The 26,076-nt window shown below is 42.5% G+C and carries 29 protein-coding genes; 10 read left to right on the top strand and 19 right to left on the bottom strand.

What is annotated here, in order from left to right:
• Window positions 1–14 precede the first annotated feature (14 nt).
• The 3 genes from MHI16_RS13615 to MHI16_RS13625 are packed head-to-tail and all read right to left on the bottom strand — an operon-like array spanning window position 15 to window position 2,182.
• Window positions 15–827, bottom strand: a complete 813-nt coding sequence (locus tag MHI16_RS13615; protein ID WP_081106463.1) for a DUF1444 domain-containing protein — start codon at window positions 825–827, stop codon at window positions 15–17.
• A gap of 19 nt (window positions 828–846) precedes the next feature.
• Window positions 847–1,167 carry a thioredoxin family protein gene (locus MHI16_RS13620; RefSeq protein ID WP_003217665.1) on the bottom strand — a complete coding sequence of 107 codons (321 nt, stop codon included), beginning with the start codon at window positions 1,165–1,167 and terminating at the stop codon, window positions 847–849.
• A complete protein-coding gene (locus tag MHI16_RS13625) occupies window positions 1,154–2,182 on the bottom strand; it encodes a PTS sugar transporter subunit IIC (protein ID WP_058015041.1) in 1,029 nt (342 codons plus the stop codon). Before MHI16_RS13625 ends, MHI16_RS13620 begins: the two co-directional genes overlap by 14 nt.
• A gap of 200 nt (window positions 2,183–2,382) precedes the next feature.
• Here MHI16_RS13625 and MHI16_RS13630 point away from each other — a divergent pair, with 200 nt between their 5' ends.
• Window positions 2,383–2,829 carry a YtoQ family protein gene (locus MHI16_RS13630; RefSeq protein ID WP_003217634.1) on the top strand — a complete coding sequence of 149 codons (447 nt, stop codon included), beginning with the start codon at window positions 2,383–2,385 and terminating at the stop codon, window positions 2,827–2,829.
• 42 nt (window positions 2,830–2,871) lie between these two features.
• On the opposite strand, the gene MHI16_RS13635 is transcribed toward MHI16_RS13630, so the two are convergent.
• Window positions 2,872–3,945: a M42 family metallopeptidase gene (locus tag MHI16_RS13635; RefSeq protein WP_144462542.1), complete on the bottom strand. Its 1,074-nt coding sequence runs from the start codon at window positions 3,943–3,945 to the stop codon at window positions 2,872–2,874.
• 199 nt (window positions 3,946–4,144) lie between these two features.
• On the opposite strand from MHI16_RS13635, the gene MHI16_RS13640 reads away from it, so the two are divergent.
• Window positions 4,145–4,459: a PepSY domain-containing protein gene (locus tag MHI16_RS13640; RefSeq protein ID WP_342497989.1), complete on the top strand. Its 315-nt coding sequence runs from the start codon at window positions 4,145–4,147 to the stop codon at window positions 4,457–4,459.
• A gap of 43 nt (window positions 4,460–4,502) precedes the next feature.
• Here the strand turns inward: MHI16_RS13640 and MHI16_RS13645 are convergent, their stop codons facing one another.
• The 3 genes from MHI16_RS13645 to trmB form a co-directional block, all read right to left on the bottom strand.
• Window positions 4,503–6,200: an NAD-dependent malic enzyme gene (locus MHI16_RS13645; protein ID WP_081106464.1), complete on the bottom strand. Its 1,698-nt coding sequence runs from the start codon at window positions 6,198–6,200 to the stop codon at window positions 4,503–4,505.
• A gap of 73 nt (window positions 6,201–6,273) precedes the next feature.
• Window positions 6,274–7,122 (bottom strand): MBL fold metallo-hydrolase, encoded by an 849-nt coding sequence (locus tag MHI16_RS13650; protein ID WP_180310348.1) that lies wholly within the window; start codon window positions 7,120–7,122, stop codon window positions 6,274–6,276.
• A 114-nt stretch (window positions 7,123–7,236) separates the two neighbouring features.
• Window positions 7,237–7,878: a tRNA (guanosine(46)-N7)-methyltransferase TrmB gene (gene trmB, locus MHI16_RS13655; RefSeq protein WP_268466396.1), complete on the bottom strand. Its 642-nt coding sequence runs from the start codon at window positions 7,876–7,878 to the stop codon at window positions 7,237–7,239.
• Window positions 7,879–8,066: 188 nt separating this feature from the next.
• On the opposite strand from trmB, the gene MHI16_RS13660 reads away from it, so the two are divergent.
• Window positions 8,067–8,342, top strand: coding sequence for a YtzH-like family protein (locus tag MHI16_RS13660; protein ID WP_061409164.1), 276 nt, complete (start codon window positions 8,067–8,069; stop codon window positions 8,340–8,342).
• On the opposite strand, the gene MHI16_RS13665 is transcribed toward MHI16_RS13660, so the two are convergent.
• The 4 genes from MHI16_RS13665 to thpR all read right to left on the bottom strand — a co-directional run bounded on the left by MHI16_RS13665 (window position 8,339) and on the right by thpR (window position 11,862).
• The gene (locus tag MHI16_RS13665; RefSeq protein WP_268466399.1) at window positions 8,339–9,139 is read right to left on the bottom strand and encodes a phosphotransferase family protein; all 801 of its coding nucleotides are present in this window, start codon (window positions 9,137–9,139) and stop codon (window positions 8,339–8,341) included. The two genes, MHI16_RS13660 and MHI16_RS13665, sit on opposite strands and share 4 nt — an antisense overlap.
• Before the next feature lie 256 nt (window positions 9,140–9,395).
• Window positions 9,396–10,325 (bottom strand): YegS/Rv2252/BmrU family lipid kinase, encoded by a 930-nt coding sequence (locus MHI16_RS13670; protein ID WP_144462535.1) that lies wholly within the window; start codon window positions 10,323–10,325, stop codon window positions 9,396–9,398.
• 48 nt (window positions 10,326–10,373) lie between these two features.
• Complete coding sequence (locus tag MHI16_RS13675) at window positions 10,374–11,309, bottom strand: hypothetical protein (protein WP_058015033.1); 936 nt, start codon at window positions 11,307–11,309, stop codon at window positions 10,374–10,376.
• Window positions 11,310–11,334: 25 nt separating this feature from the next.
• Window positions 11,335–11,862 carry an RNA 2',3'-cyclic phosphodiesterase gene (gene thpR, locus MHI16_RS13680; protein WP_268466493.1) on the bottom strand — a complete coding sequence of 176 codons (528 nt, stop codon included), beginning with the start codon at window positions 11,860–11,862 and terminating at the stop codon, window positions 11,335–11,337.
• 113 nt (window positions 11,863–11,975) lie between these two features.
• On the opposite strand from thpR, the gene cysK reads away from it, so the two are divergent.
• On the top strand, window positions 11,976–12,908 hold the full coding sequence (cysK, locus tag MHI16_RS13685; protein WP_144462530.1) for a cysteine synthase A: 933 nt from the start codon (window positions 11,976–11,978) through the stop codon (window positions 12,906–12,908).
• A gap of 48 nt (window positions 12,909–12,956) precedes the next feature.
• Here cysK and MHI16_RS13690 read toward each other — a convergent pair whose 3' ends face one another.
• Both MHI16_RS13690 and pepV read right to left on the bottom strand, forming a co-directional pair.
• Entirely contained in the window at window positions 12,957–13,583 is a 627-nt protein-coding gene (locus tag MHI16_RS13690; protein ID WP_180310341.1) for a Type 1 glutamine amidotransferase-like domain-containing protein, read from the bottom strand.
• Window positions 13,584–13,605: 22 nt separating this feature from the next.
• Window positions 13,606–15,006: a dipeptidase PepV gene (gene pepV / locus MHI16_RS13695; protein WP_342497990.1), complete on the bottom strand. Its 1,401-nt coding sequence runs from the start codon at window positions 15,004–15,006 to the stop codon at window positions 13,606–13,608.
• Window positions 15,007–15,101: 95 nt separating this feature from the next.
• Here pepV and MHI16_RS13700 point away from each other — a divergent pair, with 95 nt between their 5' ends.
• Together MHI16_RS13700 and MHI16_RS13705 are read left to right on the top strand one after the other, a co-directional pair.
• The gene (locus MHI16_RS13700) at window positions 15,102–16,400 is read left to right on the top strand and encodes an NCS2 family permease (protein WP_058015028.1); all 1,299 of its coding nucleotides are present in this window, start codon (window positions 15,102–15,104) and stop codon (window positions 16,398–16,400) included.
• 370 nt (window positions 16,401–16,770) lie between these two features.
• Entirely contained in the window at window positions 16,771–16,992 is a 222-nt protein-coding gene (locus MHI16_RS13705; protein WP_008356419.1) for a DeoR family transcriptional regulator, read from the top strand.
• Window positions 16,993–17,061: 69 nt separating this feature from the next.
• Here the strand turns inward: MHI16_RS13705 and MHI16_RS13710 are convergent, their stop codons facing one another.
• Together MHI16_RS13710 and MHI16_RS13715 are read right to left on the bottom strand one after the other, a co-directional pair.
• The gene (locus MHI16_RS13710) at window positions 17,062–17,778 is read right to left on the bottom strand and encodes a pseudouridine synthase (RefSeq protein WP_058015027.1); all 717 of its coding nucleotides are present in this window, start codon (window positions 17,776–17,778) and stop codon (window positions 17,062–17,064) included.
• Window positions 17,779–17,794: 16 nt separating this feature from the next.
• Window positions 17,795–19,417 carry a polysaccharide biosynthesis protein gene (locus MHI16_RS13715; RefSeq protein WP_041815845.1) on the bottom strand — a complete coding sequence of 541 codons (1,623 nt, stop codon included), beginning with the start codon at window positions 19,415–19,417 and terminating at the stop codon, window positions 17,795–17,797.
• 175 nt (window positions 19,418–19,592) lie between these two features.
• Between MHI16_RS13715 and MHI16_RS13720 the strand changes: the two genes are divergently transcribed.
• The 4 genes from MHI16_RS13720 to MHI16_RS13735 all read left to right on the top strand — a co-directional run bounded on the left by MHI16_RS13720 (window position 19,593) and on the right by MHI16_RS13735 (window position 23,382).
• Window positions 19,593–20,864 carry an NAD(P)/FAD-dependent oxidoreductase gene (locus MHI16_RS13720; RefSeq protein ID WP_058015026.1) on the top strand — a complete coding sequence of 424 codons (1,272 nt, stop codon included), beginning with the start codon at window positions 19,593–19,595 and terminating at the stop codon, window positions 20,862–20,864.
• Window positions 20,861–21,058, top strand: coding sequence for a hypothetical protein (locus MHI16_RS13725; RefSeq protein ID WP_058015025.1), 198 nt, complete (start codon window positions 20,861–20,863; stop codon window positions 21,056–21,058). The genes MHI16_RS13720 and MHI16_RS13725 overlap by 4 nt, the downstream gene beginning before the upstream one ends.
• Before the next feature lie 140 nt (window positions 21,059–21,198).
• Window positions 21,199–22,731 carry a BCCT family transporter gene (locus MHI16_RS13730; RefSeq protein WP_058015024.1) on the top strand — a complete coding sequence of 511 codons (1,533 nt, stop codon included), beginning with the start codon at window positions 21,199–21,201 and terminating at the stop codon, window positions 22,729–22,731.
• A gap of 126 nt (window positions 22,732–22,857) precedes the next feature.
• Window positions 22,858–23,382 carry a CbrC family protein gene (locus MHI16_RS13735; protein WP_058015023.1) on the top strand — a complete coding sequence of 175 codons (525 nt, stop codon included), beginning with the start codon at window positions 22,858–22,860 and terminating at the stop codon, window positions 23,380–23,382.
• A 44-nt stretch (window positions 23,383–23,426) separates the two neighbouring features.
• Here MHI16_RS13735 and MHI16_RS13740 read toward each other — a convergent pair whose 3' ends face one another.
• From MHI16_RS13740 to MHI16_RS13755, 4 genes are all read right to left on the bottom strand, one after another.
• Window positions 23,427–23,609 carry a sporulation protein Cse60 gene (locus tag MHI16_RS13740; RefSeq protein WP_003217582.1) on the bottom strand — a complete coding sequence of 61 codons (183 nt, stop codon included), beginning with the start codon at window positions 23,607–23,609 and terminating at the stop codon, window positions 23,427–23,429.
• A gap of 101 nt (window positions 23,610–23,710) precedes the next feature.
• Window positions 23,711–24,022, bottom strand: coding sequence for a rhodanese-like domain-containing protein (locus MHI16_RS13745; protein WP_003217560.1), 312 nt, complete (start codon window positions 24,020–24,022; stop codon window positions 23,711–23,713).
• A gap of 54 nt (window positions 24,023–24,076) precedes the next feature.
• Window positions 24,077–24,760 (bottom strand): YesL family protein, encoded by a 684-nt coding sequence (locus MHI16_RS13750; RefSeq protein WP_058015022.1) that lies wholly within the window; start codon window positions 24,758–24,760, stop codon window positions 24,077–24,079.
• Window positions 24,761–24,781: 21 nt separating this feature from the next.
• Complete coding sequence (locus MHI16_RS13755) at window positions 24,782–26,074, bottom strand: Gfo/Idh/MocA family oxidoreductase (protein WP_058015021.1); 1,293 nt, start codon at window positions 26,072–26,074, stop codon at window positions 24,782–24,784.
• Window positions 26,075–26,076: the final 2 nt, after the last annotated feature.

Raw genomic sequence — 26,076 nt, forward strand, 5'->3', positions numbered from 1 at the left:
TTCAAAATTCCCTTCTACTGCTGTTTTGGTCTGCTTTTAGCAAGAATAAAGATCGGTTCAAGTTTGCCCTCATCATATAAAAATGACAATGCGGTAATCGGAACCGTGCCGCTGGCGAAGAAGCTCATCGACATCTGTCCTAAAATATCATAGCCTGATTCATTGCGAACATCTGCAATGATGAATACATCTTGATGGGGGACAGAAATGGCCATCTGTCCTTCTATTTTTTGCGCATACTCTTGTAAAATCGATTCATTTAAAAGTCTGCTGGCATCATATCCGTCATTTGCACGGAAGAAATAAAACCGGTTGCCTGCCACTTCATCCATTTTCACCACTGTTTCAAGTGAGCGGACATTGAAGCTTGCAGTTTCCCTAATTCGTTCTTTTGTCCAGTTTTCCTTTTGAAGCATCTTTTCATCAATTAATCTGTAGGAGCTTCCAAGGTCAAGTGCATAGTAGATTCTCGTTTCAGCTGTATGCTCATCAAAAACGAGCGGAATGCCATCACTTGATGTCTCCGGAAAGGATGTGGATCGAATGACCGGATAAATTTGCTTTTCTTTTCCTGAGATGTGCTGCGCTTCGCCTTTCATGGCACTTAGCGCCTCTTTCACATAATAAACGATCTCATCCAATGTTTCATCAGGCTTTACTTCCCACTTTGCAATGATTGGCGGGAGCTCTAGTGTGATTCCTTTACCTGTTTGTTTATCTTCAATACGAAGCGTATCTTTTTCTCGGTCAAACTGGTGTAACCAGCTGTCATTTGTCAGACGACTTTTGAGTTCGTTCGCAAGCTGTCTTGATGTCATTTTTGCCATGATTTAGACTCTCCTTTCATTATTTAGAAAGAGAATCTGTTAAAAATGCTTCAATCTCTTCCTTCGTTTTACGATCCTTGCTGACAAAGCGGTTAATCTCTTGTCCATTTTTAAATACTAAAAAGCTTGGAATGCCGTAAATTTCCCACTCTGCGCAAGTGTCAATAAATTGATCTCTATCCACATAGAAGTACTCAAATTCTGGGTAGTTTGCTTCAAGCTCTGGCAAGAATGGTTCGATAAAGGTGCAGTCCGGACACCAGTCCGCTGAAAATAGCAATACTGTTAAGTCTTCTTGAATCACTTTTTGTAATTCTTCATTTGATTCAATTTTTTTCATGTTTCATTCCTCCAGTTTGTATGGTTAAATCTCCGAATTGTATATAGCCTTTCTTTCTCATCCATTCTGATACTACCAAACTAATCACTGCTGGGCCAACGATATGCAAAAGAGCGATCGCCAGAAAAACGGATGGATGAAATCCCATAACGGTCAGTGTCATGAGCTGTCCAACGAGGCCGCTCGTTCCCATTCCTGCCCCTGCCGCATTATTGACCATCCCAAAGCCAATGATACCAATTGGCGCGAGAATGAGGCCCGCTATCGTTGGCGGAATAAGGATAAGGGGATTTTTCACAATGTTCGGCAGCTGCAGTTTTGATGTGCCAATACCGACAGCGGCAAGACCGCCAAAACGATTTTCTCTAAAGCCCGCAGCGGCAAAGCCGACCATTTGAGCGCAGCAGCCGATTGTTGCAGCACCAGCAGCTAGACCGCTTAAGTCAAGCATGAGTGCAAGCGCAGCACTTGAAATCGGTGAGCTGAGGGCAAGTCCAACAATGGTTGCGACTAGCATGCCCATGATTAGCGGACTTTGGTCAGTCCCCCACATGATGAGCCTGCCAAGCCCTGTCATCATGGCTTCAATCCCAGGACCGATCAAAGCGGCGGTGGAAAAACCAGTGATGATGGTGACAAGCGGTGTCAAAATGATATCAATTTTTGTCTCACCACTGACCAGCTTACCGATTTCCACACCAATTAATGCTGCGGCAAAGCTTCCAGCAGGTCCACCAAGCTCTGCTCCTGCAGCACCTGAGACAACACTTGCAAAAATGATCAAAGGAGATGCCTGTAACCGGTACGCAACGGCTACACCGATCGCTGGTCCCATGAGCCCCATGGCGAGTGTTCCCATTTTGATGATGAGCGGAAGTGATAACAGACCGCCTGCTGTTTTTAAAATCAGACCTACTACTAGTGTAGCAAATAGACCTAAAGCCATATAAGAGAGTGCATCAATGAAGTACACTTTTGGCGAAAGGGAGATTCCCTTTCTTTTCAAATAAGTCATCAACGTCGTCTTCCTGCTTTCTCATAGGAAAGACGAAGAGGCCTGTCCTTCCCATTATATGTAGTATTCTTACGATGAAAAATAGTCTCTACCATGAATATCATAATCATATTTTTTTTGCTTTATCAAGCACTTCTTGTGTAACATGAAAAGAAACAGGGCAAACCTTTACTAAGTTTGTACAAAAGGAGGAGATTGTTATGCAACTAACCGTCTATTTAGCAGGAGAAATTCATAGCCAGTGGCGCGATGAAATCAAGGAGAAAAGCCAATCATTGAAACTGCCAGTAACATTTGTTGGTCCAATGGAGAATCATGACCGCTCCGATCACATTGGTGAGGACATTTTAGGTGAGCAGCCAAATGCCATTTTCAAAGATGATGCTGCTTCTGATTTGAATAATTTCCGTACTGAGATCCTATTAAACAAAGCAGACGTCGTCATTGCCCGCTTTGGTGAGAAATATAAACAGTGGAACACGGCAATGGATGCATCTGCTGCCATCGCTAAAGGGAAACCTCTCATTTTGATCCGTCCAAAAGAACTGCACCATCCGTTAAAGGAACTATCAAATAAAGCGAATATTACTGTGGAAACCGTGAACCAAGCGATCAAGGCGTTATCTTATGTATTTGAACAGCAATAACAAAAGGCTGCTCTCTTGAAAGAGGCAGCCTTTTGATTACATTTACACCTGTTGATAAATAGAATCCACTGTACTTTGATCACAGTTTTTCACAAGACGGACGATTAATTCTTTTGCCGCTGCATAATCATCCACATGCAATACTGAATGACTTGTGTGAATGTAGCGAGCACACACTCCAATGACAGCAGAAGGCACGCCTTGGTTTGAAATATGCACACGTCCAGCGTCCGTACCACCTGGTGATACGAAGTATTGGTATGGAATACTGTTTGACTCAGCCGTATCGAGCACAAAGTCTCTCATCCCGCGGTGCGTAATCATGGTTCGATCAAAAATACGCAGAAGTGCACCTTTGCCAAGCTGGCCGAATTGTGTTTTGTCACCTGTCACATCGTTTGCAGGGCTTGCATCTAAAGCAAAGAACAGATCTGGCTGAATCATATTCGCAGCTGCTTCTGCCCCTCTAAGCCCTACTTCTTCCTGAACCGTTGCACCTGAATACAGATGACAGGAAAGTGGTTCGTCTTTTATTTCTTTTAATAATTCAATCGCAAGTCCGCAGCCATAGCGGTTATCCCAAGCTTTTGCTAGGATCTTTTTAGGATTCGCCATAGGGGTAAAGACTGTTGCAGGCACGATTTGCTGTCCTGGGCGAATGCCAAGTTCTTTTGCCTCTTCTTCACTGTCTGCCCCAATATCAATGAGCATGTCTGATGGTTTCACAGGTTTGCTTTTTTGTTCTGGAGTCAGAAGATGAGGCGGTGTACTAGAGACGACACCAGGAATTGGCCCGTGATCGGTATGAACGTCGACACGCTGTGCCAGCATGACTTGACTCCACCAGCCGCCGAGTGTTTGGAAGCGTATCATCCCATTCTTCGTAATGGATGAAACCATGAATCCCACTTCATCCATATGACCAGCCACCATGATTTTAGGTGCGTTCTCTGGTCCCTTGCGTACCCCAAACACACCGCCAAGACGATCCTGAATGAGTTCGTCAGAATATTTCTCAAGTTCCTTTTTCATAAAAGCACGCACATGGTGTTCATTACCTGGGGTGCCTTGTAATTCTGTTAAATTTCGGAAAAGCGACAACGTTTCTTCATTCATTCTACGATTTACCTCGTTTCTATGTAATGACCATATATATTCCTATAAAAATAACACTCACTTTATACTATAAGAATTCTTTCGGTTTTCCAAGTATCTCTCCAGAAATTTTGAATATGCTTTCAACTATTCGGATTCCTTAACATCAATGGACAAGTTTTGTATAATGGAAAAAACAGCAATACGGAGGTGCAGCACGTTGAAGTTAAAACATGTTCTGATTGGTGCGAGTATTGGCGTAGCCGCTGCAATTGTTGCAAAGAAAGTATTTTTCCCTACGTATATTTCGTCTGAAAAAGCATTAAAAATTGTGAAATCCGCTTTTAAACAGCGCGGCCCGATTGATGGCTCTTGGATTTATACTGTACCAGAACCGTATACCGTAAATGGTGAAACGATTGATGTGTACAAATCTGGCATTACTCGCTCAGCCTTTGGGGAGCTTGAACAGTACGAAGTCATGATTGATGCCAAAACAGGCATGATTGTGGATGTCATTGATTCTGTGACTTGATAAAGAAAGCTTCGCAAAGGTGTGTCCTTGCGAAGCTTCTTTTTTATATGGCTTTGATTTTTTTGTACACAGGATGCCACATAGCGTCCTGTACAGCCTGAATAAGGTCCTCAGGCGTTTCCTCTGCAATTCCTTCATCAATCGCTGCTTGCGCCACACGGACAGCCACTGTCGCTGAAACGGTTCGAAGCTGATCGACACTCGGCAGCATCGCTGCACCCGGCTTTCCGACATTGACCATGCTGGCAATCGCTTCAGCACTCGCAACAAACATGCTGTCTGTCATGAGGCGTGCTTTAGACACAATCGTTCCAAGACCAAGCCCTGGGAACACTAGAGCATTATTCGCTTGCCCAATTTCATATGTGACGCCGCCATATTCGACAGGATCAAATGGGCTTCCTGTTGTCACGAGGGCGCGTCCTTCTGTCCACTCAATGAGATCTTCAGGCTTTGCTTCTGAAAGAGGTGTTGGGTTCGACATCGGTAAAATCGCTGGGCGCTCTACGTGCGACGCCATTTCTTTTACAATTTCCTCTGTAAATGCTCCCCCTACTGTCGAGGTGCCAACTAAGATCGTTGGTTTTGCCTGTTTGACGACCTCTAATAAATCAATGGAATGCTTAGGGCCATTACGGGCATAATCCTTTACTTCGTCAGAACGTCTTGCATATGGCTTTTGAAATGGCTGAATATCAGGTGAATCATCTGTAAGCAATCCTGTTTTATCAATACACCAGAAATGATCATATGATTCCTCTTCTTTGACTCCGTCTCTGACAATCGCATCACGTATCTGCTCCGCTATGCCAATCCCTGCAGTACCCGCTCCGAAAATGACGATTCGGTGGTCTTTCAGCGGAACCTTTGAAGCTTTTGCACATGCCAAAACCGCAGCAAGTGAAACAGCTCCAGTCCCTTGAATGTCATCATTAAATGTACAAATTCGTTCCTTATATTTTTCCAATATAGCTCGTGCATTTTTTGTCCCAAAGTCTTCCCAGTGCAGGAGTGCATTTGGAAAGGTTGCGCGGGCAAGCTCTACATATTGATCGATGAACTGATCATAACGCTCTCCTCTAACGCGAGAATGCTGATTTCCAACATAAAGCGGATCATTCAAGAGACTTTCTTGGTTCGTCCCCGCATCAAGCACAACGGCCAGTACGCGGCTAGGATCAATGCCTGCTGCAGCTGTATAAACAGCAAGTTTCCCGACTGAAATGGCAATACCGCCAACACCCCAGTCTCCAATACCTAAAATGCCTTCTGCATCTGTCGCAACGATTAAGTCAATAGATTCATCCACACCGTAAGAGGCAAATATCTCTTCCATACCTTCCAAGTCATCAATTGATAAATAAAGCCCTCTTGGCTTTCGATACTCGTGGCTATAACGCTGAATGGCTGTTCCAACCGTCGGTGTATAGACAATCGGCAGCATCTCTGCCAAGTGCTCATTTAGTAATTTGTAAAAAAGCACTTCGTTTCTGTCGTGAAGTGATGTTAAATACACATTTTTCCCAAGCTCATCCGGCTGTGCCTTGAACTGCTCATACGCACGCTTTGCCTGATCCTCTAATGTTAAAACTTTAGGCGGTAGAAACCCTTTTAAACCAAGCTCTTCCCGCTCTTCTTTCGTAAATGCAACCCCTTTGTTTAAATAAGGGACGGACATGACTTCCATCCCTCTTAATGGTGTTTCAATGACATCACCATGTACACGATAAGATTGGTTCACCTGCACTCTTCCTTTCACAAGTTCATTTTGTCGTTATTTTGTGTGAAAGGCGAAAAAACATGCAGATGATCTTTTATCTTCCTGTTTCTCTTTTGACTTCATGTGCGATTTGCCCATCTTCATCCCACTTAACAGCGCGGTAAATCGCATCATGATAAAACAAGTACCACGCATTTTTTTCTTCTGCAAATGCCTGCCATTTTTGCTTAGCTGGAATGGAAGTCATTGGATAATCATCATAAGCCAAGACCCATAATGGATTTTTATGAGCGTGCGTTGGCATAATGTCAGCTAAATGAATCGCTGTTTCACCCTGACTTGTGAGCGTTAAGATGCTATGGCCATTGCTATGACCGCCTGTATGATGCAGCTCAATGCCTTCTATTACTTCTATGCTTTCTTCAAATGGCACCACTTGATCTGCGATTGGCTCCCAGTTTTCTTTCCAATATGTATTTCTTGAACGGATGTTAGGCGCCCTCATTTCATCCCATTCAATTTTGGATGTGATGATTTTTGCTTGCGGAAAAACAGACACGAGTTTTTCTCCTTCACGTTTTGTTAATCCGCTTGCATGATCGAAGTGAAGATGCGTCATTAAAACGTAATCAATATCTGCTGTTTGCAGACCGAGTGCCGCGAGTGACTCTTCCAATTTCGTCTCTTCTGTTACGCCGTAATTGCGTTTTTGTTTATCCGTCAGCTTACCTGATCCGATCCCGGAATCCACTAAAAAATGAAGACCATTCCACCGTATAAGGATTGGGTCACACCGCAGTTCAATTTGATTGCGCTCGTTCACCGGGTATTTTTTTGACCATAACGGCTTTGGCACCACACCAAACATCGCACCGCCGTCCATGTGTGTATCTCCCCCGTTTAACCAAAACAGTTCCATGTCACCTATTTTCATTGTCTCCATTGCTGTCATCCCTCCTTTTTCTATCGTAGCAAATACAGCTGAAAATCGCATGCATCAATCTTTTCATGAAAAAAGCTGACTGCAATTTTTTTGCAGCCAGCTTGATGTCACTTGTTATTCTGGAAATTTTACTTCTGATCGATAGATAGGTTGCCCCATAGACGAGAATTTCTCTTCGTATTCCGTCATCACATTTCCTTCTAGTCCGTCCTTATGTAAATCTAAGCTTACATACGTTAAAAGAAGTCCATATGCAGAAAAGCTCTTTAAAGAATATTCAAATAACCCGCGGTTATCTGTTTTGAAATGCAACTCACCGCCTGAACGGAGAATATGTTCATATCGCTCTAAAAAGGCTTTAAACGTCAATCTGCGCTTTTCATGCCTTGCTTTTGGCCACGGGTCAGAGAAATTCAAATACACCCGGTCAATCTCATTTTCCGCAAACACATCTGTCAGCGTTTCCGCATTAATGTTCAAAAGCTTTACATTTCCAACATCTGTCTCTTTGATTTTATCTACTGCTGTCACAATGACACTTTTAAATAATTCAATGCCAATATAGTTGATATCAGGATGAAGCTTGCCCATTCCAGCGATAAAGCTCCCTTTTCCTGTGCCAACTTCGATATGGATTGGATGATCATTTCCAAACAGCTCATGCCATTTCCCTTTATATTGCTCGGGGTTAGCTAAGGCAATATGAGCATTTTCAGCTAAGTAATCATCAGCCCATGGTTTATGTCGCATTCTCAATTTGATACACCTCTATTTTCTTTACATTTTATCAAGATACCATGAAACATAAAGACCCGCAAGACGGCATCTTTATGCGCATACGAAAAAGACCAGCCCTTCGCTTGAGCTGGTCTGCCGCATGTATAAATTGGGCGCTGAATGCACAGTTTAACCACATAAATGACACGCAGAAAAGGAGCATACGTATGGGATTAAACCGTCAACATCAGCTTCAATTAATCAAAGATATTTTAACCGATCACCAGCTGGATTGCTGCGGGACTGTTGCAGAATATGAACAGGTGGGACGCGTGATTCAATTAATGCTGGCAAAAGAAGACCTTGATGCCGATATTCGTCAATTATTAACAGATATTTATGATTACAGCCAAAAGGGCACCTCTGTCAGTTCAATTGATGCACATATTGAGGCGCATCAATCGCATTTGTCAGAGTGGGTCGAGAATATTCCTCTCTCTTAATGAATGTTTAACCGCTGTAAAAGTGCGCTCAGCTCCGCTTGCACTTCTTGCTGCGCTTTTTCATTCCCTTTTCTTTTATGCCACACGACAAACGATACAGTTTCAGCGAGGACGTACCAAGCCATGCGTTTCCGCAAATTGTCCGTCAGCGGGGCACCATACATTGAGAGCCAGCTTTCCCAGTTCTCTTCTTCAACATAATGGTATAAAAGTGGTCCAAGATCAATGGCTGGGTCAGCAATCATCGCCCCATCCCAATCGATCAAGTAAAGCTGGTTTTCATCTGTCAGCAGCCAATTATTATGATTGAGGTCACAATGACACACGACCTTGTCTTCAAATTGAACTGCCTCCACATGCTTCTCTAAGTACTGGATGGCACGTGTGATGTCCAGAGAATCAATTTGCTCTTTTAATATGGACTGTTTTAAATGCTTCAGAATGGATGCTGGGTCTAGAGAGTGCTTCTCTAATCGTTTCAGCATATCAAGCAATTCTTTCGATGTATGAATTTTTCTTAGCTGCTCTGCGACAGGACGGTCATTCATGTCCTTTGGCTTCAGCTCTCTGCCGCTCAGCCAGTGCTGCGCAGTGATGACATCCCCATTTTCCATCCGTTTTGTCCAGACAAGCTTCGGCACAATGCCTTCAGCTGACAAAACCGCAAGAAACGGTGACGTATTGCGTTTTAAAAATAGCTTTTGGTCATTGTGTGTTGCGAAGTACGCATCTCCCGTAGCGCCTCCAGCAGGAGAGATGTGCCATTCGCTACCTAATATTTGTCCCAACCAGTTCATATCAATTTTCAACCCATCATTTCTTAAAATATTTTAAATCGTGCTTTTTTAGTCGACAAAATTCAGCCGATTGAAGGTCAATAGGCTGTTTCTTTTTTTATTTATATGATCATAAAAACAAAAAGGACAGCTATTGAGAATGAGATGCTAAACAATAGCCGTCCTATAGATTTTATCGTTACCTTCTTATACTCGTCAAGCAAAACTAGAAAATCAGGACAAGAACCTTATGACTAGGACATTCATGAGACATGGTTTAAGCACGTAATTTTAAAGAGCGATCACTCGCCTTCACAAAAACAGGCGTGGCACCGATCACTTCTCCATCTGCATGAAATAAGATTTTTCCGTCTGCCTCCAAGTACGCTTCCTCGTGCTGAAACAGGGTAACCCCCTTCATTCCAAGGTGCTTACGAAACACCATCGCACTTAGAAACAAGAGTGCTTTGAATGGATTCAAATCTGTGACAACGAGCGTTTGAAAGCCTGGCTGTCTCGCGCTCGCTTCTGGTGCTGCTTCCAGCCCGCCTCCGTAATAGGGGTGATTACAAACAATCACAAACCACACTTGGCGAAAGACCTTTTTCTCGTTTTCAATAAACAGTGCAAGGTCGAACGGCTTAAAGGACCATAAAGAATGGAGAAATGACAGCGGGTAGATGATAAACCCCAGCCCCAGCCGTTTCAACCACTTCCCCCCTCTAAAATGCACTGTTTTCCTTAGCACATGCGCATCAAACCCAGCACCGATATGATTGAGAAAGAGAACGGATTGTGCGCTTTCTGCGTGATCTTGAAAGGAGCCGAGAGAAAATGTTTTGGTGAGCATTCTCTTTTGCTTTCTCACTTCTTTAAGGACATCTTGACGATGGATGCCAAGCCCCTTCGCCGCATCATTCCAATGACCGGCGGGAACAAAGCTTAGCTGCACATGTTCCATTTCCTTTAAGCCATTCAGGACTTCATGAATGGTTCCGTCACCGCCAATGACAATCAGGCGCTTCAGCCTGTCATCTTGCATGGCGCTAATTTGTCTTGCCAATACTTCTGCATGACCTTCATGCTGGGTGAGAAACGATCGATATGAGATCTCCACCTTTTGTAGTTCTTTCTCTATGCTCCTCCATGTACGAAGTCCTTTTCCATGTCCTGCTGCTGGATTAACGATAAAGTACCATTCATTCATATATTAGCTCCACTCAGGTCTCGTTTTTCGTGACCATCCATTATGCCTTTAATCGAGCCATTCCTGCCTTCTTTTGCTGTCTGATTCACCATATGCAAGCAATGCCTTTGTCGCCTTAAATTGCTGATGCTTTGTCGGCGCGGTATTTTTCCGCTGCTTTTCAAACCAATCTTCCGCCTTCTTCTTATCGACAACCTCCATCCCGTATGGAACTTCCGGTAAGTCAATATAAGAGGTACGGCTGATCAGGATTTTTTTCACAGGAAGATCGACTCCGCTTTGCTGTAAAATCTTTGACACGACGGTGCCAGAGCGTAGAAGGCCTGCACAAGGATTCAAAACGGACTGAACCGCTTTCCCATTCGCCCGCTTTTCCCAAAAACGTTCCTTCGTTCCGATATATACGCTGTCAGGCTCTGCCTCTAAGAAGGATAAACAAATCACTTCCAGCGGCGTAATGAGAACTGGACATAATTCCATCTCTGCTTTTTGAATGAGCAGCACCGGTTTGTACATCACAAAATATGAATCCGGAAGCTGTCTAGCAAGCATGCGCAGCTTTTCATCATACCGAATATGATGAGAAACAGTCGAAATGTGGGAAATCGTCGAGCTCGCCCATTTTAATTGAACATCATATAGATGATCTTTAAAAAAATGAATGAGCTTCGTTTCATCTGTAGGAACGTTTGTAAAGACACCTTGCTCTATATCTGTTGGCTCGTTAAAAAGACTCAGGTCCCGTTCCTTCTTCATATCGGCTGCTTTCGGCTTTCTCTTTAAGGAGAATTTCTTTCTCTTTTCCTCCTCTTGTTCAGGCACTTGTTCAGAGATTTGGTCAAATGAATGCTGCGTCTTCTCTTTAGAAGCTTTTTTTAACTCGTCCCACCTTTGCTTTTTCAAGCGAATGAATTGATTGATGTAGTGATGCGGGTCTTGTTCATATCGTGATATATAATCTTGAATTTTGATAATTTGCGCCATCTGCTGCTCACTCCAACTTTTAGAATCATTTATGTAGTGCAAATTGTTTGATTGCGTGATAACGCGGGGTTTCACTCGGACGTATTTCATATAAAGTCATATAAGAAACCTCTATCACGTATGGCTCTTTGCGTAAAGGCGCTTGTTCTGCAAAAGAGTGATCCGCGTTCCATTTGCGTGCAATCGTCATATGCGGATGAAACGGTCTCTTTTCAACAGGATGTCCTGCTGACAATACGGCTTTTTTCACCTTTTCTCTTAATTGCATGAGCGGTTCACTTTCATCAGGTTTTGCAAAAAAGACTCTCGGGCGCTCCTTTGTGCCAAACTGTCCGACCTCATTCAGCTCGATTGGAAATGCAGCAGCTTCCTTTGAGAGGATCTCAAGCAGCTCGATGATCTTCTTTAAGCGGTCATCTGGAATGGCCCCTAAAAAGATCAAGGTCACATGATAATCATGTGGTGCTGTCCATTTTTGAAAAGACAGTCCGCTTCTTTGATCAATGTCTTTTTTGATTTGATGCGCAAGTTGTTCAGGGATATGAATTCCAATAAAATAATGACGGTTTTCTCACAATATCACCTGTCCTTTTTTAACAAACTTTACGAATCCCCATTGATGATAGTATAACTAAAGAAATGCGGAATGAGAAGAAAGGGTGTCACATGATGAAGGTTGCACAAAATATAGCTGAGCTAATTGGCGATACACCACTTGTTCAATTACAGAGGCTTCAGCCAGACAACGCAGCAGCTGTTTATTTAAAGCTGGAATCGTTCAATCCTAGCGGCAGTGTGAAGGACCGCGCTGCTTACAATATGATCGTCGAGGCTGAAAGACAAGGGAAGCTGACAAAAGGAGCGACCATTATTGAACCGACGAGTGGGAATACAGGGATTGGTTTAGCCATGAACGCAGCAGCTAGAGGGTATCAAGCCATCCTTGTGATGCCTGATACGATGACAAAGGAACGAATCAATATTTTGAAGGCTTACGGGGCGGAGGTCATTTTAACCCCAGGAGAAGAAAAAATGCCAGGCTGTATTCGCAAAGCAGAGGAACTGGCAGCTCAAATTCCTCATAGCTTTATCCCGATGCAATTTGATAATAGAGCGAATCCAGATGCACATAGAGGCACAACGGCTGTTGAAATCATAGAAGCTGTCAAGCAACTTGGAAAGCCACTTGGAGCCTTTGTCGCAACAGCAGGAACTGGCGGAACCATTACAGGCACTGGTGAGGAATTAAAGAAAGCATTCCCTCATTTGACCATACGTGTGGCAGAGCCGAAGGGGTCTCCAGTCTTATCTGGCGGGAAACCTGGCAAACATAAACTCGTTGGCACGAGCCCGGGATTTATTCCCCATATTTTAAATGAGCATGTCTATGATGAGATCGTGCAAGTAAGCGATGAAGATGCGTACACAATCACACGTCAGCTTGCCCGGCTTGAAGGAATTTTAGTTGGTCCATCATCTGGTGCAGCCTGCTATGCTGCAATTGAAACAGCCAAGCAATTGCCATCAGATCAAATTGTGATCTGTATGACAGCAGATACAGGCGAACGATACTTATCAAGTGATGTTTTTCAAGATTAAAAAAGGAACAGGGCAATGAATCCCTGTTCCTTTTTCTTCGTTTTTCGGTTAGGACGATTTAGCAGTGTTTATCACAGTCTGCTCCCCTGTGATAAGTAAAGCCTGTTCATCAGTAAGCGGGCATAAATCGAGCGTCTGCTCATACTTCTTTAGGATTTGCTGCGCAGCATCCCCTAAATAGGTATTGTGCACATGCGGTACTGGATAGCGGCTTACCTCATTGAAGCCTTGATAGGATGAAAGCTCTGGTGCCTTCTGCCGCTCATCCATCAAGGAGATATATTCAATGCTTGGCGCCATGATGATACTCCCTGCGGATTCGCCGATGTACAGCTTACCTTTATTGATTTCTTCTTTCAGCACGTCATCGAGACCGTGCTTTCTCAATTCCTGCAGCAAATAAAAAGTATTGCCTCCTGATACGTACACCACATCATTTTGTTTCATCATCTTTGCGATTTCTTCGGTAGACTGCTCAGCTATCTGAACGATTTCTAGCTGCATACCGAGTTGATGAAAGGCTTCTTTAGCTGCATCCACATAGTGTGTGACTTCTTCCACGGCACTGGCTGTTGGGAAAAATGTCACACGTTTTCCTTTTAACGATTCACCCGTAAAATCAGACAAGAGAGAATAGCTGTCTTTGAATGAAGAGCATAAGAACATTTTTTTCACTGTGAATCCCTCTTCTCTTTTCCTATTTTGCCAATTCATACATGGCTTGTGCATATAGTGCGGTTGCTCTTAGTAGATCGTCGATTTCGATATATTCATCCTTCTGATGTGCACAATCTGGTCTGCCAGGGAAGAGAGGACCAAAGGCAACACCCGCTTCTAAAGATCTCGCATACGTTCCCCCACCAATCGCAATCAGATGAGCTGGATTTCCAGTTTGTTCCTCATATACCCGCTGCAATGTTTTCACAAGCGGATGATCTTTTGAGACGTGATGCGGAGGGCTGTCGTCAAATTTCAGAAGGGTAGCCCCTTTGATGCCTTCGATCCCTTTTTTAACGTCCTTGCCGTCTGCTGTCACTGGATAGCGGACGTTTAATCCTAGCTTCGCTTCTTCGCCTTGTGCATAGCGGATTGTGCCAACATTTAAAGTTAAATCTCCGCTAATGTCATCTTTGCAAGCAATTCCTAGCTTTTTCCCTCTTGTATCCTGATCAAATAAAGCATTGATTTGAGAGGTAAACGCAAGGCCGTCTTCATCTAATTCTTGTCCACTTAGGAAATTGGCCATATGAATGCCCGCATTGATGCCATGCGCCGGCTCCATGGCATGAACTGATTCACCTTTTAATGTGAATTGCAGTCCATCCGCTGCATTCTTTACCTCTCCTAATAATTGGTTATCAGCAAGATAAGCTTCAAAAGCTGTTTTTAATGATTCAGCATCGTGTTCTTGTGCCGCTGTCACAGTGGCAGTCGCCTCATCCGGCACCATATTCAGCCGCATACCCGATGTGAATTGCTTGAGTGTATAGCGCTGATGTTGTTCTGTATGTTGATATGTAAATGACACAATGGCATCAATGATCCCTTTTTCAGCATGAATAATCGGAAAATCAGCATCTGGCGCAAATCCAATTTGCGGCATCGCCTCATGCTTGAAATAATGGTCCACACAGCGCCAATCACTTTCTTCATCTGTTCCAATGATCATTCGAATCCTTTTTGACAGCTTCATCCCTGTATCTTTTAACATCTTCAGTGCATAGAAAGCCGCCATGGTTGGCCCTTTATCATCAATGGCGCCTCGTGCAAATATTTTATTTTCTCTTATGTCTGCTGAAAATGGCGGGGTTGTCCAGCCGTCACCAGCAGGCACAACGTCCACATGGCATAGCACACCTACAATGTCTTCGCCTTCTCCATATTCAATATGACCTGCATAGCCATCCACATTCTTGACTGTGAAGCCTTCGTCTTCCCCTTTTTTCAGCATATACTGAAGGGCCTGATCGACTTTTTCACCAAATGGCTTTCCTTCTTTTCCACCTTCTTCATCAAGGACACTTTCAATTTGTAAAAAAGATTGTGTGTCCTCAATCAAATCGTCTTTTTTTCGTATGACTTCAGCTTCCCAATTCATTTTTTCCATTCCTCCTTGAAAAAAGGTTGCATTCCACCCATAAAACGAATATTATATTAATTGTTTTGTAATAATGTTCGTAAATGGAGGATTTTATGTTTCAGTTAAAAGAAAACCAAACCAACATAAAGAGAGAATTAATCGCTGGTATGACGACATTCTTTACCATGGTCTATATTGTTGCCGTTAACCCAGGAATTCTTTCAAAAGCAGGCATTCCTTTTGACCAAGTCTTCACTGCAACAATTATCGCTGCTGTCGTCGGTACACTCTGGATGGCATTATTTGCAAACTATCCGATTGCGATTGCGCCAGGTATGGGGCTGAATGTCTATTTCACCTTTACAGTTGTCGGTGGTGGCGGCATCAGCTATCAAACAGCATTCAGTGCGGTATTTGTTGCTGGTATACTCTTTATTATTTTATCGTTAACATCCCTTAGAAAACAACTGATTCAAGCCATTCCAGATAATTTAAAATACGGCATTACAGCCGGAATCGGGCTTTTTATTGCCTTTATCGGCCTCCGTCAGTCTGGAATTATCGCAGCTGACCCGGAAAATCTAGTGAAGCTTGGCAACTTAAGCTCGCCTGTTGTCATTTTAACGCTTGTCGGCTTAATGATCTCTGTTATTTTAATGGTACTTCAAATCAATGGCGCTCTGTTTATCGGCATGTTAGCGACGACATTGATTGCCCTTGTAACAGGACAGCTTCATTTCCCTAAAATGCTGATGGACATCCCTGCACTGCCAGAAGGTATGCTGATTACAAATCCATTCGCTGCCTTTGGTGATGTATTCTCTCATCATTTATATGCGGTCGTCTTTTCCTTCTTACTAGTAACGATTTTTGATACAACGGGCACAATGATCGGAGTGGCTGAACAAGCAGGACTCATGAAAAAAGGCCAGCTGCCAAAGGTACGAAGAGCCCTGCTCGCTGACTCTGCTGCAACGACGATTGGTTCTATGTTTGGAACAAGCCCAACGACAGCTTATATTGAATCATCATCTGGTGTTGCTGCTGGCGGAAGAACCGGGCTAACGTCTTTAACGGTCGCTGCACTGTTTATTGTGGCATTGTTTTTCGGCCCGCTCGTTCAGGCTATTTCTTCTTTACCATCCATCACATCACCTGTTCTCATCATTGTCGGGTGCTTGATGATGAACTCCGTGTCACGCATTCGCTGGAATGAGCTAGACGAAGCATTTCCTGCTTTTCTTGTGATTCTTTCCATGCCGCTGACATCTAGTATTTCAACCGGAATTTCACTTGGATTTATTTCATATCCACTTGTGAAACTGGCAAAAGGGAAATGGAGAGAAGTACATGTTCTTGTCCTTATCTTTGCCATTTTATTTTTCATTCAGCTCTTTTTCTTAGAAGGATAACAGAAACAAAAAAGGCACATTCTAACAAGGAATGTGTCTTTTTGAAATCAGTGAATTTTTATTTTGTAAATTTTCTGTGTTTCATTTTTGGACGTTTGAATGTAACAGCATTCTCTAAACCCCTTACTCCCATTGGGTTGTAACCGAATTCAAAACATGGTATATACCATATTTCGATTCATGAAGACAAGTTAAAAAACACGTAAAGTTGACTTTTTGGTGGAACTAGATGCATAATAACGTGTATAATAGAATAAAACATTAAGAAACACGAACATTTACCATTGTTGCATGTCCTTATTTCGCAGTTTTAGTGTAGTAAGTTGTGGTTAGTCAAGTCCATCCGATCTTATTGATAGGGAGTGGTTTTTTGAAACCTTCAACAAACCGTATGATGACTCGAATAAAATCAGTCTATATGTTCATTCAAGAGAAAGGTCTTGTGACGACACAAGAGCTGGTTGATGAATTCGGGATCACACCTAGAACCATTCAAAGAGACTTAAACGTGCTTGCCTATAACGATCTTGTTCATAGTCCAAGCAGGGGCAAATGGGAAACAACAAGAAAAAAAGTAAAAATATCATCTTAAGCGTATAATGAACTGTCCATATAACAAAAAGAACCGGCCTATCGCCGGTTCTTTTCTTTTGTTCCACATCTATGGTCGATTGATTAAGCTGTCTAATTCTTCATCCGTCAATTCACGGTACTCCCCAGGCGCTAGATCTTCATCTAATGAGACAGCCCCCATCGAGCGTCTTTTTAAAAAGATGACTTCATTTCCCACTGCTTGCGCCATCAGCTTCACTTGATGGTACTTTCCTTCAGTAATTGTTAAACGGATGCGTGTATCTTCACTTTCATTCGCATCTACTTCAACCTTCGCCGGCTTCGTCCGGTAATCATCTAAAATCACAACACCCTCTTCAAGACGCTTGATGTCTTGATCTCCTAATGGATATTTCAAATGAACCTCGTACATTTTTGGCACATGCTTTTTTGGAGAAAGTAATTGATGTGCAAGCTGTCCATCATTTGTGAGGAGGAGAAGACCGACTGTATCCTTATCCAGTCTGCCCACAGGAAATGGCTCCCTTGCGATATCCTCCGGCTCAAGTAAATCGACAACCGTTTCATCCCGCAGATCTTCTGTTGCTGAGATGACCCCATCTGGTTTGTTCATCATTAAGTAAATGAATTCTTTATACTCTACACGCTCTCCATGTACGAGCACTTCATCATTCGATGGATCAACATGATCTTTCACCTGCTTCGCCAGTTCTCCATTCACGGTGACTGCCCGTGCCTTGACCAGCTTCTTTACATCTTTTCTTGAACCAAAGCCGCTGCTAGCAAGCAATTTATCAAGCCTCATGAAACTCCACCTCTTCTTAACTCTTTTTTCTTAAAAATTTCGGCATACGGCTGCCGAGTACACGCTCAAGTAATCCTACCTTATAAGATAGGAACAGATACACACCGCCACCAGTGATCATTGAAATCAAAATGACGATACCCGCATTAACAATTCCACCTTCATACGAAATCACTTGGCTCACAAGCTGACATGTCACATACGCCACTACAGCCATAATCGCAGTTAAAATACCAATGAGAATAAATCGTTTGAAAATCCTGCGGAACGAATAGCCTGCATGGCGCTTAATCATGATAAACATATACAAGATGGACGCACTATAGCCTAACGCAGTCGCAAGCACAGAACCATTTCCTTGTAGCCAGCTGATTAGCGGAATGTTCAGAACCGTTTTAATAATGATCCCTAACAACAGACTGACAATGGCAAATTTTTGTTTGTTAATTCCCTGCAAAATCGCTGCATTAATGGTGAATAAAGAAAACAATAACGCAACAGGTGCGTACCAGAACAAAATTGACATCCCAATCTCAGGGTGAACAGACGGATAGAAAAACCAATAAACCGGTCCAGCCAATGCCGAAATACCAAATGAAGCAGGCAGCACGAAAAATAAGATGACCTGCATTGTCTGATCAATTTGTCTATTGAGCAGCTTGTAGTTACGAGCTGTAAATGATTCCGTAATCGTTGGAATCAAGGTTAAGCCAAACGCTGTTGCAAGCGACACAGGAATCATCACGAGCTTCGGTAAATATAACGTCACAATAGACAATACCGCTGTACTAATATCCTGATGTCCTGATGCAATCATGGCTCTGTTAATCGTGTTTGTATCTATATAAGAATAAATTGGAATCGCCAGTCCAACAAACACATACGGTGCCGCATAGCTAAACAGCTCTGTAAACATTTGCTTATAAGATAAGTCGGAGGAAGCACCTGTATTCGGCTGCATCGATAAGAGCCGATCCTTGCGCTTCAGCCAATATAAATAAAGCGTGAATAACCCGCCAAATGCGCCGATAAGTGCTGCAAATGTTGCATAACCGACAGCAATGACAAGACCGCCGTCAAGCACTTTTAAAATAATAAACGTTGCTGTTAATAGGAAGATGATTCTGACAAGCTGCTCAATGACTTGAGAAACAGCTGTCGGTCCCATCATAGAGTGCCCTTGGAAGTACCCTCGCACAAGACTCATAATAGGTACAACCAAAAGACCTAAACTGACCATCCGAATTACATATACTACTTGATCGACAGTCAAACCGCCTGTTTCATTCGATCCGCCAAGCTGAATCTTGGCAAAAATCGGTGCGGTCAAATATAAAATAGAAAAGGCGATAATCCCGGTGACAAGCATGACCGACATACCCGCCCTGAACATTTTTCTTGTTGTTTCATAATCGCCAATTGCATTATATTTAGAAACAAATTTTGATACCGCTGTTGGGAAACCAAGCGTAGCAATACTTAAAAAGATCGTATACTGATTGTATCCATATTGAAATAGCGCTCCACCAGTAGCTCCAACCATTGCGCTAAATGGAATTAAGTAAATCATACCAAGAATACGAGAGAGATAAGTCCCTATCGTTAAAACCAACGTACCACGAAGCAGTTTATTAGACATGCGCTTAACCACCATTTTTCTAATGAATATTCAACTCAACTATTTTACCACATCATTTCGACGCACAGGTAACAAATCCAATACAGAAGGCACAAAACCAATCAATTCATATTTCAGCCTTACCCAATTTTCGTTATAATAGATGAATGACTGAAAGCAGAAAGAGGAATGTAACATGAAACATTATGATGTCATTGTCATTGGCGGTGGACCTTCTGGACTGATGGCCGCGATTGCATCAGCAGAGCACGGTGCAACTGTTCTGTTAATTGACAAAGGAACCAAACTTGGCAGAAAGCTCGCCATTTCTGGCGGTGGACGCTGTAACGTCACCAATCGCCTTCCAGTAGAAGAAATCATCAAGCATATTCCCGGAAACGGCCGTTTTTTATATAGTGCATTTTCTGAGTTCAATAACGAGGATATTATTTCGTTTTTTGAAAACCTCGGCATTGAACTTAAAGAAGAAGACCATGGACGTATGTTCCCTGTCTCAAACAAAGCACAATCTGTTGTGGATGCCCTTTTAGACAGGCTCCGCAACCTCAATGTGACCATTCGAACGAATGAGAAGATTAAAACAGTTCTGTATCAAGACGGACAAGCAGCCGGAATTGTTACAAATAATGATGAAAAAATTTCAAGTCATGCCGTTGTGATTGCTGTTGGCGGAAAAAGTGTGCCTCATACTGGTTCTACTGGTGACGGCTACGCATGGGCAGAAGCTGCTGGTCATACGATTACAGAGCTCTTCCCAACAGAAGTACCGGTCACATCAGATGAGCGTTTTATAAAAGAAAAAGTGCTCCAAGGGCTTTCTTTAAGAAGTGTGGCTGTCAGTGTTTTAAATAAAAAAGGGAAACCCGTCGTCACACATGTCATGGATATGATCTTTACACACTTTGGCTTATCCGGCCCAGCTGTTCTTAGATGCAGCGGATTTGTGGTGAAAGAATTAAAAAAACAGCCGACTGTCCGTCTGCAAATAGACTTATATCCAAAGCTTAATGATGAGGAGCTTTTCCAAAAGCTGCATCGAGACTTAAAAGAAGAACCGAAAAAGGCCATTAAAAATGTTCTGAAGTCTTGGATGCAAGAACGCTATTTATTGTTTTTGTTAGAAAGAAATGGTATTGATCCGCAAGACACATTTTCTGGTCTTGCTAAGGACAAACTGCGCGCATTCGCCCATGATTGCAAACATTTTATCGTTCATGCGAACGGTACGCTCTCTTTGGACAAAGCGTTTGTCACAGGAGGCGGCGTTTCTGTGAAAGAAATTGAACCAAAAAAAATGGCATCTAAAAAAATGCCCGGTCTTTATTTCTGCGGAGAAATTCTAGACATTCATGGTTATACAGGCGGATACAATATCACCTCAGCACTTGTAACTGGCAGGCTTGCCGGTATGAATGCTGCACTTGAAGCAAAGGAGAGATTTTCATGATAAGACGTGCACTTCCGATTATCCTAGCAGTTGTGATTAGTTTGACAGCCGCTGTCTTCTTAAAACTGTCTATTACCCCGTTAAAAATCGCCATTGTGTTGGCGTTTACCATCTTCGCTGTTTGTTTAAAAGAATACGTCTACCGGCTTCGCAAACGAATTGAAGAAAAATCATCTTCACATATCGATAGTTGATTAATGGAAGCAAAACATGTTACGGTAAAGTAGAGGTCGAGTGAGAAACTCGACTCTTTTTGTTTGAAAATAGTTGAGATAGGGGATATTAAACAAAATCCTCTGCTTAAACGTGTAGAACAACAGGAGAGTGAGATGGTGTGAAAAACGTATCAAGTGTATTTTGGATTGTGATTGCGATCACATTTGTTGCCGTTATGTGGGGAGCTTTTTCTCCAGAAACATTACAAAATGTCACAGATCAGATTCAAACTTACATTACAAACGACTTTGGCTGGTATTATTTGATAGTGATTTCACTACTTGTCGGCTTTTGTCTATTCTTTATTTTTAGTCCAATCGGAAAAATTACGTTAGGAAAACCAGGTGAAGAGCCTGAATTTGGCCTTTTTTCTTGGTTTGCGATGCTATTTAGTGCCGGTATGGGAATTGGTCTTGTCTTTTATGGGGCCGCTGAACCAATCAGTCACTATGCAATTCAATCACCAACAGGAGAGACTGAAACGGCACAAGCCTTCCGCGATTCCCTTCGTTATACATTTTTCCACTGGGGACTTCATGCATGGGCCATTTATGCGATTGTCGCATTATGCATCGCATACTTTAAATTTAGAAAAGATGCGCCTGGATTAATTAGTTCCACCTTATACCCAGTATTCGGAAACAGAATTCATGGATGGATTGGAAAAACGATCGATTGTATCGCAGTGTTTGCAACAGTAGTTGGCGTAGCAACAAGTTTAGGGCTAGGTGCCGCACAAATTAATGGTGGATTAACCTATTTATTCGGCATTCCAAATAACTTTTTGACTCAGCTCATTATTATTGCGATCGTGACTGTTCTGTTCTTGATCTCTGCTTGGAGCGGAATTGGTAAAGGTATTAAATATTTAAGTAATGCTAATATGATATTTGCTGCTATACTCATGATCTTTTTACTCTTTGCTGGACCAACTGTTTTTATTTTAAATTCATTTACAGATTCGATCGGACAATACTTATCGAATATTGTACAAATGAGCTTTAGATTATCACCAAATGATCCAGAAAAGAGAGAATGGATTAATGGTTGGACGATCTTTTATTGGGCATGGTGGATCTCTTGGTCTCCATTCGTCGGTATTTTCATTGCAAGAGTTTCGCGCGGAAGAACCATTCGAGAATTTTTAATTGGTGTCTTAGTGGCTCCTTCAATCCTCGTGTTCCTATGGTTCTCTATCTTCGGAGTATCAGCTATGGATTTACAACAAAAAAATATTATAGATGTAGCTGGTATGCCGACTGAAACGATGCTGTTTGGTGTTTTAAATCAATACCCGCTTGCCATGATTACGTCAATTTTGGCACTTATTTTAATTGCTGTATTCTTTATCACATCAGCAGATTCAGCCACATTTGTTCTGGGAATGCAGACAACCTATGGCTCATTAAATCCTGCGAATAGTGTAAAGATCAGCTGGGGCATTATCCAATCAGCTGTTGCGGCAGTGCTATTATTTTCAGGCGGCCTTCAAGCCTTGCAAAATACAGCAAAACTCGCCGCCTTGCCGTTCTCCATTGTCATTATATTGATGGTTGTGTCACTGTACAAATCATTAAATGCTGAACGAAGAGCAATCAAACAAGCTAACAAAGTCAATAAACCAAGAAGTCCAAGAGTAAAAAAAGCATAAACGTGTATGAAAAAAGCCGTTCCTCATGTGAACGGCTTTTTTCTATACAAACAATTTAAGATTGTCATGCTCTTTCACATTCCTTTAAAATAATAGGATGAAATGATTCACAACATGGAGGTTTATATGACGCTGCCTACATTCAAGTACAACCCAGATCCAGTTTCGTTAAACGTAATCAAAAAAGAGCCTACGACATGTCCTGTTTGCGAGAAAGAAAGAGAATATGTGTATCATGGTCCATTTTATTCTGTTGAAGATGTGAAAGGAATTTGCCCTTGGTGCATTAAAGATGGTTCAGCCGCTAAGAAATACGATGGCATGTTTCAAGACGATGCAAGCTGTGACGACGTTGAGCAAGAGGAATATATAGATGAACTGATCTATAGAACACCAGGTTATCGCGGCTGGCAGCAGGAATATTGGTTAAGCCATTGCGGAGATTTTTGCGCGATCGTCCAGTATGTCGGATGGAAAGAGATAGAACATTTAGAGGAAGAACTCACAGAAGATATTGAAGACATTTGCAGCGGCGGAGGATTAACGAAAGAGAACCTAAAACAATGGCTCGTCAACGGCGGAGATCTGCAAGGCTACCTCTTTCAATGTGTTCACTGCAACAAGCATCGTTTATATATTGACGCTAGTTAAACAAAGTAAAAGAACCCTTCAAACAGGTCCTTTTTTGTGGCCATCTATTTTTTATATAAAATGAGGGCAGAAAAACAGTAGAGCTGTTCTCCTCCTTGCTCACAGATCACCGCTACATTGTACTTGATGTCAATGATTTGATCGTCATCCATGCCTTTTAAAAAAAGATTGATTTCACTCTGCAAATCTTTTTCGTGCTCTTCATCAAATACAGCTACCTTTAGCACATATGCCACTCTCCCTTCTCTCGCTACTCTATTTTTATGCACATTAGGGCGGGCATATGAACAAAAAAAGCCTTTCATCTGTGAGATGAAAGGACTTCTGTTTACAGCTTCGGTTTTGTTTCTCCTGTCCAAGCAAGCATTCCACCAACGACATTGGTCGCTTGATAGCCTTGGTCTTCTAGGAAATAGCAGACATTTTCACTACGTTTACCAGAGCGGCAAATAATATAATACTCCTGCGTTTGATCGAATGCATCCAGTTTCTCGGGGATATCTCCCATTCGAATATGGACCGCTTCTGGAATCATTCCTTCTGCTACTTCCTCGTCCTCACGCACATCAACAAGCTGAATCGCTTCTTCTTGCTCTAGCTTTTGTTTTAATTCTTCTATTGAGATTTCTTTTACTGACACGGCGCTCATCTCTCCTTTTAATCACGGTGACACCATTATAGCAAATGAACCGCATCACTGTGTATTCACCCGCTTCGATTGAAGGAAAGACGGCAGGCGTTTCTTCACTTCGGCAGTCTGCTGCTCACTTTCAAACTCTACTTTTTTGAATACTTGATAGGCCAGCCACATATGGCCATAGGCGAGTATACTCACACTAAAGAACGGCACAATTCCCGGCAAATAAGCAAAGAGAACAAACAGCAGAGCCGAGAAAACGAGCATACAGAGTGTATATTGTAAATATGAGATACCGAGCAAAAGAGAGAATTTCAGATAGAGACGTTTTTTCCAATCATAATGAGCCAGCAGCGGAAAAATATAAAACAAGCTCACAACAAAGAGAAAACCAAAGATATAAATGGCAAAACGAAGCACATGCAAAAACCAGCTCGTTGGATAAATAAACGCAAGGTCTACATATATAATCGTCCCTATGATCAGTAGCGCCACTCCAATCAAGTTAGAGCGTACAAACTCCTCACGGTACACCTTCCAAAAGGTCCGGAAAACGCCCACTTGCTCATGCCCTTGTATCCACTTTCTCATCACCGAAAATAACGCAGTGGTCGCAGGCATCAATCCAAAGATCCCAAGCCCCAGCATGGTGAACAGCAGCCATAGCAAATTCGTATAGGCGAGTCTCATCACCCACTCACACATTCGCAGCATTCTGCTCATTGAACCATCATGATCCATCTCTTTCCCCTCCTCTCTTTCTTATGACACCGTCTCTTTATGAAGCAACTCTTCTATGTCAATTGGACGCTTCTCTGCAACAGACCGCCACATGCCTTCCCCAAGTGCAATTGAATAAGCACCAGCCTCTGCTCCTGCCGAAATATCATAGTGAATTAAAGGATCTTTCCCGATAAATAAATCGGCCAAAAGCAGAGGATCTCCGCCGCCATGTCCTCCTGGCTGCTTCACGACTTCAATTGTCTCTTTTGCCCCAAACATCGGATAATAAGAAATCGTCTGTTCTGGGAATTGAAAAGGAATTCTGGATGGCACATGAAACTCATTTGTTTCAATACGCCCCTTCGTCCCATTAATAGCAAGCCGGTATCCTTCGTAGGGTGCTGAGAATTGAATCGAGTAACTGAAGAGGGCCCCTTGGTCATATGCCACTGATGCCACATATGTATCCTCAATGTTAATTTCCTCATCAAAAATACAGGCGTCTGGGCGGTAATTGGCGTATTGCTGCGTTTGACTCTGACCCGATTCGATATGATCGTCCTCGACCTTTGAGCTTACTACTCTTGGATTCCATCTTGCTTCATAATGACATGTATCCTTCACATGACATGTTCCGCAATACCTGTTTTCTTCTCCCTGCAAAGGATTCCAAGGACTTTTATCTCCGTAATAATTCAGCGCCCCATAGGCAAATACTTGCTTCGGCTTTTGATTGAGCCACCAATTGACCAAATCAAAATGATGCGTCGATTTATGAATGGATAGTCCGCCAGAGAATTGCCGCGTGCGGTTCCACCTTTTGAAATAACTAGCGCCATGATACGTATCAATGAGCCAGCTCAATTCAACAGATGTGACCCTTCCAATCTTTCCTTCTAAAATGAGTTCTTTGATCTTTCGATGAAATGGATTGTAGCGATAATTGAAAGTGACTGTGACTTTTCCTTTACTTTCCTTTTCTTTTTCCATTACTTTTTTGGCGTCTTTTGCTGTTGTAACCATCGGCTTTTCAGTGATGACATCGAGGTCATGGTCAAGTGCTTGCAAAATATAGATGACATGTGTATCATCCCTGCCTGCCACAATGACGATATCTGGCTTTGCTTCCTTCACCATTTGATCAAATGCCTCTTCATGAAAAAACGAGACGCCCCGCAGTGATGGAAAACGCTCCTGACAAAGTGTATACCGATGATGATCTATATCTAAAAGCCCTGTAATCCTGTATTGCTCATTGAAATCCTCTGTGAGCGGTTTAATAAACATATTGAACGCACGCTGACTGAGTCCGCAAATTACGACCCGTTTCACAG

The sequence above is a fragment of the Bacillus sp. FSL K6-0923 genome (assembly GCF_038630825.1).
Lineage (GTDB): Bacteria > Bacillota > Bacilli > Bacillales > Bacillaceae > Bacillus > Bacillus pumilus.